The sequence below is a fragment of the Micromonospora sp. WMMD1076 genome, from assembly GCF_029581475.1.
Taxonomy (GTDB): Bacteria; Actinomycetota; Actinomycetes; order Mycobacteriales; family Micromonosporaceae; genus Micromonospora; species Micromonospora aurantiaca.
This window is the reverse complement of record NZ_CP120862.1, coordinates 3,457,699-3,472,950: the sequence shown is the minus strand read 5'-3', so window position 1 is coordinate 3,472,950 and position 15,252 is coordinate 3,457,699. Positions and strand designations below refer to the sequence as shown.

The window sequence follows — 15,252 nt, the reverse complement described above, 5'->3', positions numbered from 1 at the left end:
GCTCGTAGGAGAGTGTTTCCCGGAAGACGGTGATGGCGACGAGCACGCTGACGACGGGGTCGGTGAGGGTGAGGGCCGTCAGGGGCGGGGAAGCGGTGTCTCGGATGAGGTGCGGGGGGTGGGGATGGCGGTGACGTGGAGCGTACGAGGAAGGTTCGTCAGGGTGGGGTGACCGGTGTGGTCGACGGTGACGGTGACCGGGGCACCGGCGATCCGCAGGTTCGCCGCGCTGAGCGCGCCCAGCTCGGCCCCGGCCAGCGGGCGCAGTTCGACCCGGCTGTTCGGCACGTCGGGGTAGACGCCCAGGCCCGCCTGGAGCAGTAGCACGGCCGCCGCCGCCGACCAGGCCTGCGGGCGGCAGGCCGCCGGGTACGGCACGGGTCGGCCGAGCGTCTCCCGGTCGTCCCCGCCGTATAGCTCGGGCAGGCGGTAGTCGAACGCCTCGGCGGCGGAGAGCAGGCCGTCGGCGAGCAGTAGTGCCGCCGCGCGGTGGCCGGAGCGGGCCAGCCCGGCGAGCACGATGGCGGTGTCGTGCGCCCAGATCGAGCCGCAGTGGTAGGACAGCGGGCTGAACCCGGCGTCGTCGGTGGACATGGTGCGCAGACCGAAGCCGCCGGCCATCGCATCGGTGGAGAGCAGTGCCGCGACCTGGTTCGACTCGGCGTCGGACAGCAGCCCGGTGCCGAGCAGGTGGCCGATGTTGCTGGTCAGCGAGTCCACCGGGCGCTTGTCGCGGTCCAGGGCCAGGGCGGGTTGCGGGCCGTGGCGGCCGTCGACCCAGAACGCCGCACGGAACCGCTCGGCGAGCCGGCCGGCGTAGTCGCGCCAGCGGTCCGCGCCGGGGCGACCGAACGCGTCCAGCAGATCCGCGCCGTTCGTGGCGGCCTGGTACGCGTACCCCTGCACCTCGGCCAGCACGATCGGCGGCGCGGCCAGCCGGCCGTCGCGGAAGCGCACGGCGTCGCCGGAGTCCTTCCAGCCCTGGTTGGCGAGGCCGTGGCCGGTGCTGTCGACGTATTCGACGAAGCCGTCGCCGTCGGCGTCGGCGTGCTCGTCGAGCCAGCGCAGCGCCGCCTCCAGGTGCGGCAGCAGCGGCTCGATCTGGTCGGCGGGCAGGCCCCAGCGCCAGGCATCGTGCAGCAGCCCGACCCAGAGCATGGTGGCGTCGACTGTGCCGTAGTAGACGGGCGGCAGCCGGAGCCTGTCATCGAGTGTGAACTCGTGCCGGCGCAGCTCGTGCAGGATCTTGCCAGGTTGTTCGCCGGTGGCCGGGTCGATGGTGGTGCCCTGCCGCCGGGCCAGCACCCGCAGTGTGCCGGCGGCCAGCTCGGTGCCGAGCGGCAGCATCATCCGGGCGGCCCAGAGGCTGTCCCGGCCGAACAGGGTGAGGAACCAGGGCACCCCGGCGCCGAGGAAGACATCCTCCGGGTGGGCCGGCTCGGTCAGCCGTAGCCCGCGCAGGTCGGCCAGGGAACGGTCGAGCAGGCGCAGCAGGCGACGGTCGTCGGCGTCGACCTGCGGCTCGGCCCAGCCGGCGCCGGGCGGCGCGGCGGTCACCACCGCGCGGGGGTCGGTGACGGTGAGCTGCCAGCGCAGCGTGACGCAGGTGCCGGGGGCGACGGTGACCGGCCAGCTCAGTCGCGGCCCGGCGGCGCGTTCACCGGCGGCGTCGACGGTGGCGCCGTCGCCGGTGACGGTGACGACGAGGCCGTCGGCGGTCCACTGCACCCGGCCCGGCTCACCGGTCTTGGCCTTCAGCGGCACGGCGGCGCGGCCGGACTTGACCTGCTCGATCGGGGCGAGGTCGCAGGCCAGGTCGACGGTGACCGTGGTGCGCAACGGTTCGGCGGCCGTCGACGTCACGACGATCTCCTCGGTGAGGCCACGCGCGGCGGCCTGCCGGGTGCGCTCGACCCGGACCGTGGGGTCGGGAGTGGGGTCACCGAGCCAGCGGGCCAGGGCGACGAAGCGAGCGCCGTGTGGGCCGGCGGCGCCGCGGCCGATCGCCTCCGGCTCCCGGTCGTCGAGGCGCAGCTCGGCGCGGGAGAGCACCCGGGCGTCGGCGTGGAAGACGCCCTGGACGCCATGCGGCCGGAGCTGGCCGGCCGCGTCGCCGAGCGCACTCGTGGGGGCGTGCACCACGCCGGCCAGGTCGTGCAGCAGCGGTTGGAGGTGGCGTTCGGTCACGGGGGAACTCCTGGTGCTGATCGGTGGCGGGGACGTCTTGACAGATGACCGCCGCGGGTGCAAAGTGCGAAACATTCCAGAAACTTTGAACGTTCTAATTCTGCCCCATCGGCATTGGATCGTTCAAGGCGGCGAGAGGGATTTCGTGGGAGAAAAGGTGACCATCGCGACGGTTGCCCGGCATGCGCAGGTGAGCCGGCAGACCGTATCCAACGTGCTCAACGCGCCGCACATCGTCCGCGAGGACACGCGGCAGCGGGTGCGCGAGGCGATCACCGCGCTCGGCTACCGGGCCAACCAGGCCGCCCGGCAGATGCGGACCGGCCGGTCCCGGCTCATCGCCGTCCGCATCGAACCCACCCGGGACGGCATCAACGGCTCGGTGCTCGACCGCTTCCTGCACGGCCTCACCGAAACGGCCGACGCCGCCGGCTACCGGGTCCTGCTCTACACCGCCCGCGACGACGACCAGGAGATCGCCACCTACGACGACCTGCTCGGCGCGTACGACCTGGACGCGTTCGTGCTCACCGGCACCAAGCACGGCGACCCGCGCACCGCGTGGCTGGCCGAACGCGAGGTGCCGTTCGTGACCTTCGGCCGGCCCTGGGACGTCCCGGACGCCCGCCCCTGGGTCGACGTGGACGGCGCCGCCGGGACCGCGCAGGCCACTCGGCACCTGCTCGCCACCGGCCACCGCCGGATCGCCTTCCTCGGCTGGCCCGCCGGCTCCGGCGTCGGTGACGACCGGCGCGCCGGCTGGCGTACCACGATGGCGGAGGCCGGCCTGGACGGCGCCGCGCCCGACCGCGCCACCGAGGACGGCATCGCCGAGGGCGCGCGCGAGTTGCGCGCGCTGCTCGCCCTCGACGCACCGCCGACGGCGGTGGTCTGCGCCAGCGACTCGCTGGCCCTCGGCGCGTGGCAGGCCGCGCGCGAGACGGCGACCGACGTCGCCGTCGTCGGCTTCGACGACACCCCGGTCGCCGCGGCGGTCGGGCTGAGCAGCGTCAGCCAACCACTCGGCGAGGCCGCCGCCCGCTGCGTCGAGCTGCTCACCGGGCTGCTCGACGGCCGGCAGCGCGACCCCCGGCTGCTGCTGAATCCCTCGCTGGTGCTCCGGCACTCGGCGTGACCCCATCCCCCACCAGGAGAATCAGATGACACCTCGCACGTTCACCCGGGCGGCGTTGGCGGGCGTCGCCGCCGCCGCGCTGCTCGGCTCCACCGCCTGCGGCAGCGGCTTCGACGACTCGGCCGACGACACCACGCAGTCCAGCGGCCCGGCCAGCCTGCAGATCCTGATCGGCTCGTCCGGCGACGCCGAGACCAAGGCTGTCAAGGACGCCGCCGCCGCGTGGGCCGGCACCTCCGGCAACACCGCCACCGTCACCCCGGCCCAGGACCTCACCCAGCAGCTCGGCCAGGCGCTGGCCGGCGGTACCCCGCCGGACGTGTTCTACGTCGACGCGGCCCGCTTCGCCGACTACGCCAGCGTCGGGGCGCTGGAGCCGTACGGCGACAAGGTGAGCAACCCCGACGACTTCTACGAGAGCCTGCGCACCGCGTTCACCTACGACGGCAAGCTCTACTGCGCGCCCAAGGACTTCTCCACCCTGGCCCTCCAGATCAACACCGACCTGTGGGCCAAGGCGGGCCTGACCGACGCGGACGTGCCGACCACCTGGGACCAGCTCACCGCCGTCAGCCAGAAGATCAAGGCGAAGGGCCAGGTCGCGCTCGCGCTCGGCGACACCCGGGACCGCATCGGCGCGTTCATGGTGCAGAACGGCGGCTGGCTGATGTCCAGAGACGGCAAGCAGCCGACCGCCGACACCCCGGAGAACCTCCAGGCCCTCCAGTACGTCAAGTCGCTGCTCAGCAACGGCTACGCGAAGTTCCCGAAACAGCTCGACGCCGGGTGGTCCGGTGAGGCGTTCGGCAAGGGCAAGGCCGTGATGACCATCGAGGGCAACTGGATCAAGGGGGCCCTGCAGAACGACTTCCCGAACGTGAAGTACAAGGTGGTGCCGCTGCCGGCCGGTCCGAAGGGCCAGGGCACGCTCTCCTTCACCCAGTGCTGGGGCGTCGCGGCCAAGTCGAAGTACAAGGAGCAGGCGATCAGGTTCGTCGAGGCGATGACCGCCGGCGAGCAGCAGATCGGCTTCGCCAAGGCGTTCGGCGTGATGCCGTCCCGCCAGTCGGTCAGCGGCCAGTACACCATCGCCTTCCCGGCGGACAAGCCGTTCATCGACGGCGTCGAGTACGCCCAGGGGCCGGTGAACGCACCCAAGATGGACAGCGTGCTGCGTGACCTGGAGGCCGGCCTCCAGGGTCTGGCCACCGGCGACCCGAAGACCATCCTGGCCGGCTTCGACAAGAACGCCAAGGCGGCGCTCGGCGGCTGAGGTGCGGCGGGGCCCCGGCGCCGGGGCCCCCCGATGCCTCCCCAGGGAGGGAGAGGGAGTGGCAACTGACACACTCGCCGCGCCGGCCCGCCAGCGGCGTCGTCGCCCGGGCGGCATCCGCAGTAACGAGAACCTCGCCGGCTGGATCTTCGTCGCGCCGGTGATCGTGATCCTCGGGCTCTTCCTGCTGCTGCCGATCCTGATGGCGCTCTGGGTGAGCCTCACCGGCTGGAACGGCCAGGGCAGCCCGTTCACCGGCGAGGTGCCGTTCGTCGGGGGCGACAACTACAGTCGGCTGTTCAGCTCCGACGGGCTCGCCCGCCAGGACTTCATGACCGCGATCCGCAACAACATCTACTACGTCGGGATCGTCGTGCCGGTGCAGACCGTGCTCGCCCTCGGTCTCGCCCTGGTGGTCAACAACCGGCTGCTCAAGGGGAAGGGCTTCTTCCGCAGCGCGTTCTACTTCCCGTCGGTCACCAGCTCGGTGGCGATCAGTGTGGTGTTCCTCTTCCTGTTCGCCAACTCCGGCGCGGTCAACCGGCTGCTCGGCCTGCTCGGCATCGACGGGCCGGAGTGGTTCGCCGACGGCCGGGGCGTGCTGCACCTGCTGTTCGGCGCGCTCGGGGTGGACACCCCGCCGGCCGCGCTCACCTCCGGCGGCCCGTTCGGACTGAGCTGGTGGGACTGGCTCGCCGGGCCGAGCGTGGCCATGACGTCGATCATCTGCCTGGTCATCTGGACCACCTCGGGCACGTTCATGCTGATGTACCTGGCCGCGCTGCAGAACGTCCCGGTGGCGCTCGAGGAGGCCAGCACGCTGGACGGGGCAAGCCACTGGCAACGCTTCCGGCACGTCACGCTGCCGCTGATCAGACCCACGACGTTCCTCGTGGTCACCCTGGGACTGATCGGCTCCTGGCAGGTCTTCGACCAGGTGTACGTGATGAGCCAGGGCGACCCGGCGAAGACCACGCTCACCCCGGCGTACCTGTCGTACCGGACCGCGTTCCGGGACTTCGACTACGGCGGGGGCGCGGCCATCTCATTCGTGCTGTTCCTGATCATCATCCTGTTCACCCTGTTCCAGCGCCGGCTGATGACTGACCGGGACGAGCGTCGGCGCGGCCGGTGGTGGCGTCGACGCGTACCGGAGGGGTCCTGACATGGCCGTGCTGACCGGCAAGCCGGCGCCCGTCGCCCGCCGGGCCCGCGCTCGGGTCAACCGCGTCCTCGGGTACGCGGTCCTGGTCACCTTCGGGCTGGTCTTCCTCTACCCGTTCGTGATCCAGCTCGGCAACTCGTTCAAGACCGAGCCGGACGCGGCCGCCAACCCGCTCTCGCCACTGCCCGACCCGCTCACCCTGGCCGGCTTCGAGCGGATCTTCTCCGGCACCAACTTCCCGCTCTGGCTCGGCAACTCTTTGCTGGTCACCGTGCTGGTCACGCTCGGCCGCGTGTTCTTCGACTCGCTCGCCGGATACGCGCTGGCCCGGTTGCGGTTCCGGGGCCGGGCCGGCCTGTTCGCCGCGGTCATCGCGGTGATGGCGGTGCCGGGCGTGGTGCTGCTCATCCCGAAGTTCCTGGTGCTCAAGCAGCTCGGCCTCTATGACAGCTACGCCGGCCTGGTGGTGCCCCTGCTCGCCGACGCGGCCGGCGTGTTCATCATGAAGCAGTTCTTCGAGTCGATCCCGGTGAGCGTGGAGGAGGCGGCCCGGATCGACGGTGCCGGCGTCTTCCGCACGTTCTGGTCGGTGGTGCTGCCGATGGCCCGGCCGGCGTTGATCACGCTGACCATCCTGTCGTTCCAGGGCTCCTGGAACGAATTCCCGCACAGCCTCGTCTCGGTCCAGGACCCCGACCTGTTCACGCTGCCGCGAGGGCTGGCCGACCTGGTCAGCGGCTCACTCGGCAAGGGCACCCAGTATCCGCTGAAGCTCGGCGCGGCGCTGCTCGCCACCATCCCGGTGGCGGTGCTCTTCATGATCTTCCAGCGCCACTTCGTCCGCGGGGCCAACGAGGGCACGGACAAGGGCTGACCGGTGGCCGGCGGTCCCGCCCCGCTCGGCGAGAACCAGGCCCGGGGTGCGCTCCTGGTGGCACTGCGCCGCACGAGCGACTCCGGCGGTACACCTAGGTGAGCGCGTGCACCAGTGCGGTCACCGCTCCGGCCAGGAGGACCACGCCCGTGCCGGCACCGACGACGGCGCTGGGGGTGAGGTCGCGCCGCCGGGCGACGACGACGCCGACGAGCGCGACCAGTGTGACGAGCGCGGCCCAGATCGCGAGGACCGGATACCCCAGAAGTGGCGCCAGGGGGAAGAAGTGCAGACCGACGATCAGGGCGATCCAGACCGGAACGAGGGACGCGCGGCCGGCCCGCTGGAGCCAGATCGCACCGGCGGCACAGAGGACCACCTCGATCAGGACGATCACACCGAAGACCGGCCCCGTCCTCTCGTCCACGGAGTTGCCCTCGTCCCAGGTGCGGGCGGTGACGATGCCGCCGACGATCGCCGCGACCATGGACAACACCGAGCCGATGCCGAGCCACGGACGCCACGCCTTCGGCGGTGCCTCCTGCGCCCAGCCGAACCAGGCGAACCCGAAGACTCCGAAGATCGCGGCGGTGGCCCCGGCGTTGGCGGCGAATTCAGCATCCATCGGCGCAGTCTAGGGGCAGATGATCGTCGGCCCGGACGGTGCCCGCGCGGAGCGGTGGGCGCGGTGACGGGACGTGTGGCGGATCACCGCTCCCGGCGGGCGGCAGACGGTCGCGAACGGTTCGTCGTGATCGACAGGACACCCGCTCAACGGGCCGGCACCGGACCCGGGACGGTCGAACGCGGCAGGGGCACGACCAGCGGCGTCCCGGTCGCCGGATCGGGCACCACCAGGGCACGCAGCCCGAAGACCTCCGCCAGCAGGTCCGGCGTCAGCACCTCCGCCGGCGGGCCCGTCGCCACGATCCGCCCGTCCTTCATGGCGACCAGCACGTCGGCGTAGCGGGCGGCGAGACTGAGGTCGTGCAGGACCATCACCACGGTCCGGCCCATCTCCCGGTGCAGCCGCCGGACCAGGTCGAGCACGTCGATCTGGTGCGCCAGGTCGAGGAAGGTCGTCGGCTCGTCGAGCAGCAGCAGGTCGGTGCCCTGCGCGAGGGCCATGCTGATCCAGGCGCGTTGCCGCTGCCCGCCGGACAGCGCGTCGACCGGGCGGTCGGCGTACTCCGACATGTCGGTCCAGCGCAGCGCGTCGGCGGCCAGCGCCTCGTCGTCCCGCGACCACTGGCGGAACCAGCTCTGATGCGGGTGGCGTCCGCGCATCACCAGGTCGGCGACAGTCAGCCCCTCGGGCGCGCTCGGCGACTGGGGCAGGACGCCGAGGATCCGGGCCACCTCCCGGGTCGGCATCCGGTCGATCCGGTTGCCGTCCAGCGTCACCTGGCCGCCGGTCGGCCGCAGCAGCCGGCCGAGCGCCTTGAGCAGTGTGGACTTGCCGCATCCGTTGGGGCCGATGATGGTGGTGACCCGGCCGTCGTGGATGTCGACGTCGAGGCCGTCGACGACTGTCAGGTCCCCGTACGCGAGGCTCAGGTCCTCGCCGCGCAGCCGGGCGTTCATGCGCTGAGCCTCCTGGATCGACGGAGCAGTAGCCACAGCAGGTAGGGGGTGCCGATCATCGCGGTGAGCAGGCCGACGGGCAGCTCCCTCGGCGCGATCACCACCTGGCCGGCCAGGTCGGCGCCGACGACGAGAAGCGCGCCGAGCAGCGCCGACGGGAGCAACGGCGGGCGGCTCCCGCCACACAGTCGCAGGGCGATCTGCGGCACGACGAACGCCACGAACTCGATCGGACCGGCGGCGGCCACCGCCGCGGCGGCGAGCGCGGCCGCGACGGCGACGACGGCGAGCTGCGCGCTCCGCAGCCGAAGTCCGAGTCCGCGGGCGGTGTCCTCGCGGAACTGCAACAGCCGCAGCGCGACCGAGGCGGCCAGCGCGAGCGGCAGCAGCACGGCCAGCGCGGTCGCGAGCGGCCGGACGTGGCCCCAGTCGCGGCCGGCCAGGGAGCCGCTGAGCCAGATGTTCGCGCGGGTCGCGTCGACCAGCTCGGCCCGGATCAGCACCCAGTTGGTGAAGCCGCCGAGGATCTCGCCGACGCCGAGCCCGACCAGCACCAGCCGGTACCCGTCGATCCCCCGCCGCCAGGCCAGCAGGTAGATCAGGGTGGCGCTGACCGCCGCACCGCCCAGGGCGGCCAGCGGCACCCCGTACGAGCCGGCCACCCCGCCGAGCACGATCGCGGCGACCGCCCCGGCCGCCGCGCCGTTGGTCACGCCCAGCACGTCCGGGCTGGCCAGCGGATTGCGCGCGAACGTCTGGGTGAGCGCCCCGGCGACCGCGAGGGCGGCGCCGACCAGCAGCGCGCAGAGCACCCGGGGCAGGCGCAGGTTGAGCACGATGTGGCGCTCGATGCGGGTTCCACCACCGGTGAGCACCTCCCACACGGTCGGCGGGGCGATGGGGAAGTCGCCATGGCAGACGGCGACCAGGGCCAGCGCGACGGCCGCGACACAGGCGGCCAGCGCGACGGCCACCGCCCGCAGCGGCACCGGCGCCGAGACCGGACCGACCCGCACGACGCGGCGGCCGGGCAACGGCAGCCGGGCGGGCTCCGTCGCCGCGGTTCTGGTCAGCAGGCTCACAACCGGACCAGCCTGACCCGGCGGACCAGCCAGATGAAGAACGGGGCACCGGCGACCGCCAGCACGATGCCGGTCTGCACCTCGGCGGGCCTGGCGACGAGCCGCCCCGCCACGTCGGCCAGCAACACGGCCACCACCCCGAGCAGCCCGGAGAACGGCACCAGCCAACGGTGGTCGGGACCGGTCAGGGCGCGGGCGACGTGCGGCACGACCAGGCCGACGAAGCCGATCGGCCCGCACGCGGCGGTCGCGGCTCCGGTGAGCAGCATGATCGCGAGTACGCCGACGACCCGGGCCAGCGCGATGTTCTGGCCGAGGGCCCGGGCGACGTCCTCACCGAGGCCCAGCGCGTTCAGCGCGGGCGCGTTGGCCGCGGCGAGCACCAGACCCGCGGCGATGAACGGGGTGACCTGCCCGGCCGTGTCGAGGTCCCGGCCGGCCAGCGAGCCGACGACCCAGAAGCGGAACACGTTCAGCGTCTCCGGCGAGTTGACCAGGATGGCGGAGGTGAACGAGGCGAGCAGCGCGCCGATGGCCATCCCGGCGAGCGCGAGAGTCACCGGCGTGGGGCCGTGCCGGCCGCCGGAACCGACGGCGAACACGACCACGCTCGCCGCCAGGGCACCGGCGAAGGCGAACCAGACGTAGCCGCCGAACGACGTCACGTCGAACACGGCGATGGCGACGACCACGGCGAACGAGGCACCAGCCGACACCCCGAGCAGGCCGGGGTCGGCGATCGGGTTGCGGGTGTGGCCCTGGATCAGCGCGCCGGCCACGCCGAGGGCGAGGCCCACCGCCACCCCCAGCGCGGTACGCGGGGCGCGCAGTTCCCGGATCACCGCTGTGGCGTCGGACCCGTCGGGGCTGACGAGCGCGCGCCACACCTCGCCCGGGGCTACGTCCTGCGCGCCCAGCCCGAGGCTGAGCAGCACCGCGACACCCACGAGCGCGAGCAGCGCGAGCAGCCCGATCAGGCCGGGGATCCGGTTGCGCCGGCCGGACCGCAGCGCCACGTCACTCGTCGACGTCATGGTGGTCGAGGTTGACGGTGCCACGCTTCCAGTAACCGTCCACCTCGACGTGCTCGCGGGGAAGGCCGAGCGAGCGCAGATGCCGGCGGATCGGTTTGAGCGCGGTGGCCTCGCCGGCCACCCACACGTAGCCGGCGCCGTCCGGCGCGCGGAAGTCGGCCAGCGCGGTGCCGAGCGACTGCCCGGCGTCGCGGTGCAGCCAGGTGAGGACGGTCTCCGGGGACATCGCCAGATCCTGCTCCTCGGCGGCGTCGGCGACCTCGGCGAAGGCGTACACCGGCACGCCGGCCGGTAGCTGTTCCAGCCAGGCGCCCAGGGCCGGCAGCGCGGTCTCGTCGCCGGCGACCAGGTACCAGTCGAAGGTCAGCGGGTTCAGGTAAGAGCCGCGTGGGCCCAGCACGCCGAGCCGCTGGCCGGGCCGCGCCGCGCCGGCCCAGGACGCCCCGGGGCCGTGCCCGTGCAGCGCGAAGTCGATGTCGATCTCCCGCTGCTCCCGGCGTACGTAGCGGACGGTGTAGTCCCGGAAGATCGGCTGCGGTGCCCCGGGGCCGGGCGGCTCGAAGCCCTCGGGCCCGATGGTCGGCATCACCGGAAACTCCGCGCCGGGCTCGGGGAAGAACACCTTGACGTGGTCCTCCGGGGCGGCGTACGCGAAGGTGTCCAGGTCGTCGCCGGTGAACGTGATCCGGGCCATGCGCGGGGTGATCCGCTCGGCACGCACCACCGTGAGCAGTCGCGGCACCAGGTCGTGCCAGACGAGTTCGATCTCGCGTACCGGCGTGCTCATGGGGACTCCTTGAAGAAGGCGAGGACGGCGTCGTTCACCGCGTCGGGCTGTTCCAGGTAGCCGTAGTGACCGGCGTCGGGGATCTCGGCGTGGCGGGCACCGGGTATGCAGTCGGCCAGCTCCCGGCCGCGCGGAGCCGGCGTCACGAGGTCGTCGGCGAAGGACACCACCAGCGTCGGCGTGGTGATCGCCCGGTAGGCGTCGCGGCGGTCGGTGTCCCAGTCGAGGTCGAGCTGGGCCCGAGCGCCCGCGTCCCCCGCCGGGGACAGTTCGAAGATCTCCAGCCAGTCCTGTGCCCGCTGCGAGTCGGCGAGGGTGCGCGGCGACAGGTTCTGCATCGCCCGGGTCACAGCGGCGTAGCTGGGCGGCAGCGTGACCGCGCTGTCGTACAGCTGCTTCTCCGCGGCGGTGAGCGCCCGCGACAGCGCGTCGGGGCGGGCCCGCGAGGCCATCAGCACCGCCTGCACGGCCAGGTCGGGGCGGCTGAGCAGGAGTTCCTGCACGAGGTGCGCGCCCATCGAGGATCCGACCAGCCGGCAGGGCCCGCCGACGACCCGCTCCACGAACAGCGCCAGGTCGTCGACCAGGGCGCCGATGGTCAACGGCCCCGCGTGCGGGCTGCCCGCGCCGCGGTTGTCGATGGTGTGGACCCGGTAGCCGGCCGCGACCAGTGCCGGAACCTGGTACAGCCACCAGGTGCGGCCCCGCGCCCCGGTGCCGGGCACCAGCACCACGGACGGCCCCGACCCGGCCTGCTCGTAGTGCAGGCCGAGGTCGCCGACGGTCAGGACAGGCACGGGATCACGCTCCGACGAGGACTCCGCCGGCGAGCCGGACGACGCGCGGGAAGCGGTCGATGGTGGCCGGCCGGTGGGCGATGACGACAAGGGTACGGTCGGTGTGCAGTTGGGCGACCGCGGTCTCGATGCGGTGCGCCGTCGTCGGGTCGAGGTCGGCGGTGGCCTCGTCCAGGACGACCACGTCGGGGGTGAGCAGCGCGGCCCGGATCAGGCCGACCAGCTGCCGCTCCCCCGCGGACAGGTGGGCGCCGCGCGGCCCGAGGTAGGTGTCCAGTCCGTCCGGCAGCGCGGCGATCCACTCGTCGAGCCCGAGGTCGCGGATGGCGCGCTGCGGATCGGACCCGCCCGGCGCCAGCGCCAGGTTCTCGGCGAGCGTGCCGGTGATCAGGTGCACCTGCTGCGGCACCAGCACCAGGCGCCGCTGCTTCTCCCGGTCGTCGAGGCGGGCGAGGTCGGTTCCGCCGAGGCGGACGACCCCGGCGTCCGGGGTGTACAGCCCGCACAGCAGCTTCGCCAGCGTCGTCTTGCCGGACCCGGTCTCACCGACCAGGGCCACCCGGGAGCCGGCGGGGACGACCAGGTCCACCTCGTGCAACACCCGCTCGTTGCCGTAGGAGTAGCAGAGGCCCTCGACGACCAGGTCCGCGCCCGTCCCCCGGGCAGAGGGCTGCGCCGGCACCGGACCGGGCGGTTCGGTGGCGTCCATCAGGTCGAGCAGCCGGGCCAGGCCGACCTGCGAGCCGACCAGCTCACCGGCCACATAGGTGAGGTCGTCGACCGAGCTGAACAGCTCCCGGCTGGCCAGCACGAAGGTCACCACGACACCGATGGTCACCGCCTGCGCCGCGACCATCGCACCGCCGGCCACCAGCAGGCCGGCCGTGACGAGACCCTGCACGATCCAGGCCGTCTCCAACCAGGTCAGGGCCTTCTGGGTACGCCGGACGGCGGCGAACCAGTCGTCCAGCCGCTCGCCGAGCCGGGCCCGCCACGGGCCGGCCGCGTCGGCCGCCTGCACCTGCTCGCGTGCGTCCAGCGTCTCCCGCACGCTCGCCGTCACCGCCGCCTCCGCGGCGGCCTCCCCGGCGTACGCCGCACCCGCCGCCCGCCGGAACCGTCGGCCGACGAACCACATCATCGGCGCGAACAGCACCACGAGCAGCAGGGCGAGCTGCCAGGAGGAGGCGAACAGCACGACGCCGGTGAAGACGACGTAACCGGACAGGGAGATCAGGTCGGGGATCTGCTGGCGGACGAAAGTGGCCAGTTCGGCCACCTCGACGGTCACCCGCTGCAACAGGTCGCCCCCGCGGTGCGCCTCCAGGAAACGCAGCGGCGCCCCGGCGATCCGCTCGACGGCCCGGTCCCGCAGATCCCGCACCACCCGCTCGCCGACGCGCACCAACAGCAGCTCGGCCTGGCGCAGCAGCACCATCCGGGCCGTCACCAGGACGAACAGCAGCGCACTCAGCCACAGCAGCCGGTCCTCGTCCGCCTCGGTGAGCGCGTCGGCGGCCCGGCCGACCACCACCGGAACCAGGCTGAGCGCGATGGTGGAGAGCAGGTTGACGGCGACCGCCACCACGAGCAGCCGCCGGTGCGGGCGGAGATAGGGCCGGACCCGCCGCAGGACGTGACGCCGGTCCGGTTCCTCGCTGAGCATCCGGACGTCAGCCACGGACCGCCTCCACCCGCTCGGTGGCGGCCAACTCGATCACCCGGTCGGCCCGGGCGGCCACCGCCGGGCGGGAGGTGGCCGCCACGATCGTGGCGTCCGGGAGCCAGTCACGCAGCCGGTCCAGCAGTGCCGTCTCGGTGGTCGCGTCCACTGCCGACGTGACGTCGTCGAGCAGGAGCACCGCCGGGCGGCGCAGCAGGGCCCGGGCCAGGGCGAGCCGCTGCACCTGTCCGCCGGAGAGCGCGTCGCCGCGTTCACCGACCTCGGTCGCGTAGCCGTCGGGCAGCGCGTCCACGTCGATCGCCGCGACGTGACACGCGGCGCGCAGGTCCGCGTCGGTCAGGTCGGGCCGGCCCAGGCGGAGGTTGTCGGCGACGGTGCCGGACAGCAGCACCGGCCGTTGCGGTACGGCGGTGATCCGCCGGCGCAGATCGGCGAGGGCCACTGCCGGCAGTGGCACCCCGCCGTAGGTGACCGTACCGGCGGCGGGGTCCTCGAACCGGGACAGCAGGCGCAGCAGCGTGGTCTTGCCGCTGCCGACCGGGCCGGTGATCGCCACGAACTCCCCGGCGGCGACGCGGAGGTCCGGCCAGGTGATGGTGCGTCCGGGCAGGTCGGCCCGCAGCCCGGTGGCGACCAGGTCGGCGCGCGCCGGCAACGGCGCGGGGTCCGCCGGATCGGTCACGGCGATCCCGGTGCCCAGCACCTCGGCTATCCGGCCGGCCGCCGTCCAGCCCTGACCCACCTGGGCGAACCGGCCGGTGATCCGCTCCACCTGCAGGCTGAGCAGGCTCATCCAGCCGGCGAAGGTGACCAGGCCACCGACTGTCAGGTCGCCGTCGAGCACCGCCAGGCCACCCAGCAGCACGCCCACGGCCAGTGCGAGGGCCGGGACGAACGGCGCGTGAGCGGACCAGTCCGCGGTGATCCGGGCCAGGCTCAGCGTCCGCGCGGTCACCGCGGCGCTGCGCTCGTGATGCCGGTCGACCAGGACCTGCCTGCCGCCCAGGCCACGGGCGGCGGTGCCGGCGACGAGCAGATCCTCCACGGCGTCGGCACGCTCGGAGTGGGCCCGCGAGACGTCCTGGTTGGACCGTTCGAAGCGGGGCGGGTACCAGAGGTTGATCAGCACCAGCAGCGGCAGCGTGGTCAGGCCGACGACGGCGAGGACCGGCTCCAGCAGGGCGATCGAGACGATCACCGCGGCGCACCCGACCACTCCGCTGAGCAACCCCGGCGATCCGGCCAGGAGGGTGTGTACGGCCTCGACGTCCCGGGTCGCCCGGGTGACGAGATCGCCCGATCCGTACCGCTGCACGCCGACCCGGTCGAGCCCCAGCACGTGCCCGGCGATCCGGGAGACGAGCCGGTTGCCGGTACGCGAGGCACCCAGCACGCCGAACCACCGCATGCCGGCCTCGCCCGCGGCGAGCGCCACCGACACGGCCAGCAGCCCACCGACCCACATCAGCAGGGTGCCGGTGTCACCGGCGCGGACACCGGCGTCGATCGCGCGGCCGAGGCAGATCGGCAACATCAGCAGCCCACCCTGGTAGAGCAGGCCGCTGAGCCACGACACCCCCAGGTACGGGGCGCTGTCGCGCAGCGCCCAGCTCAGCAGCGCGCGTGGCCGGAGGGCACGTGTCGTCATGA

General features: G+C 73.1%; 13 protein-coding genes. 4 read left to right on the top strand and 9 right to left on the bottom strand.

From position 1 onward, the window contains the following. Positions 1-78 precede the first annotated feature (78 nt). On the bottom strand, positions 79-2,187 hold the full coding sequence (locus O7622_RS16545) for a glycogen debranching N-terminal domain-containing protein (protein WP_282309068.1): 2,109 nt from the start codon (positions 2,185-2,187) through the stop codon (positions 79-81). Between the two features lie 157 nt (positions 2,188-2,344). Here O7622_RS16545 and O7622_RS16540 point away from each other — a divergent pair, with 157 nt between their 5' ends. From O7622_RS16540 to O7622_RS16525, 4 genes are read left to right on the top strand one after another with little or no spacing between them, the layout of a single operon-like run. Further along, a complete protein-coding gene (locus O7622_RS16540; protein ID WP_282309067.1) occupies positions 2,345-3,322 on the top strand; it encodes a LacI family DNA-binding transcriptional regulator in 978 nt (325 codons plus the stop codon). Between the two features lie 25 nt (positions 3,323-3,347). Beyond that, on the top strand, positions 3,348-4,595 hold the full coding sequence (locus O7622_RS16535) for an extracellular solute-binding protein (RefSeq protein ID WP_282309066.1): 1,248 nt from the start codon (positions 3,348-3,350) through the stop codon (positions 4,593-4,595). A gap of 58 nt (positions 4,596-4,653) precedes the next feature. Continuing rightward, on the top strand, positions 4,654-5,760 hold the full coding sequence (locus O7622_RS16530) for a sugar ABC transporter permease (protein WP_282309065.1): 1,107 nt from the start codon (positions 4,654-4,656) through the stop codon (positions 5,758-5,760). Position 5,761: 1 nt separating this feature from the next. Next, positions 5,762-6,634: a carbohydrate ABC transporter permease gene (locus O7622_RS16525; protein ID WP_282309064.1), complete on the top strand. Its 873-nt coding sequence runs from the start codon at positions 5,762-5,764 to the stop codon at positions 6,632-6,634. Positions 6,635-6,728: 94 nt separating this feature from the next. Here O7622_RS16525 and O7622_RS16520 read toward each other — a convergent pair whose 3' ends face one another. From O7622_RS16520 to O7622_RS16485, 8 genes are all read right to left on the bottom strand, one after another. Continuing rightward, positions 6,729-7,259 carry a hypothetical protein gene (locus O7622_RS16520; protein WP_282309063.1) on the bottom strand — a complete coding sequence of 177 codons (531 nt, stop codon included), beginning with the start codon at positions 7,257-7,259 and terminating at the stop codon, positions 6,729-6,731. Positions 7,260-7,405: 146 nt separating this feature from the next. Further along, positions 7,406-8,218 (bottom strand): ABC transporter ATP-binding protein, encoded by an 813-nt coding sequence (locus O7622_RS16515; protein ID WP_282309062.1) that lies wholly within the window; start codon positions 8,216-8,218, stop codon positions 7,406-7,408. Further along, the gene (locus O7622_RS16510) at positions 8,215-9,300 is read right to left on the bottom strand and encodes an iron chelate uptake ABC transporter family permease subunit (RefSeq protein WP_282309061.1); all 1,086 of its coding nucleotides are present in this window, start codon (positions 9,298-9,300) and stop codon (positions 8,215-8,217) included. Before O7622_RS16510 ends, O7622_RS16515 begins: the two co-directional genes overlap by 4 nt. Further along, entirely contained in the window at positions 9,297-10,334 is a 1,038-nt protein-coding gene (locus tag O7622_RS16505) for an iron ABC transporter permease (RefSeq protein ID WP_282309060.1), read from the bottom strand. Before O7622_RS16505 ends, O7622_RS16510 begins: the two co-directional genes overlap by 4 nt. After that, positions 10,318-11,121 (bottom strand): siderophore-interacting protein, encoded by an 804-nt coding sequence (locus tag O7622_RS16500; protein ID WP_282309059.1) that lies wholly within the window; start codon positions 11,119-11,121, stop codon positions 10,318-10,320. Before O7622_RS16500 ends, O7622_RS16505 begins: the two co-directional genes overlap by 17 nt. Beyond that, the gene (locus O7622_RS16495) at positions 11,118-11,918 is read right to left on the bottom strand and encodes an alpha/beta hydrolase (RefSeq protein ID WP_282309058.1); all 801 of its coding nucleotides are present in this window, start codon (positions 11,916-11,918) and stop codon (positions 11,118-11,120) included. The genes O7622_RS16500 and O7622_RS16495 overlap by 4 nt, the downstream gene beginning before the upstream one ends. Positions 11,919-11,922: 4 nt before the next feature. Further along, complete coding sequence (locus tag O7622_RS16490) at positions 11,923-13,599, bottom strand: ABC transporter ATP-binding protein (RefSeq protein WP_282309057.1); 1,677 nt, start codon at positions 13,597-13,599, stop codon at positions 11,923-11,925. Next, the gene (locus tag O7622_RS16485; protein WP_282309056.1) at positions 13,592-15,250 is read right to left on the bottom strand and encodes an ABC transporter ATP-binding protein; all 1,659 of its coding nucleotides are present in this window, start codon (positions 15,248-15,250) and stop codon (positions 13,592-13,594) included. The genes O7622_RS16490 and O7622_RS16485 overlap by 8 nt, the downstream gene beginning before the upstream one ends. Positions 15,251-15,252: the final 2 nt, after the last annotated feature.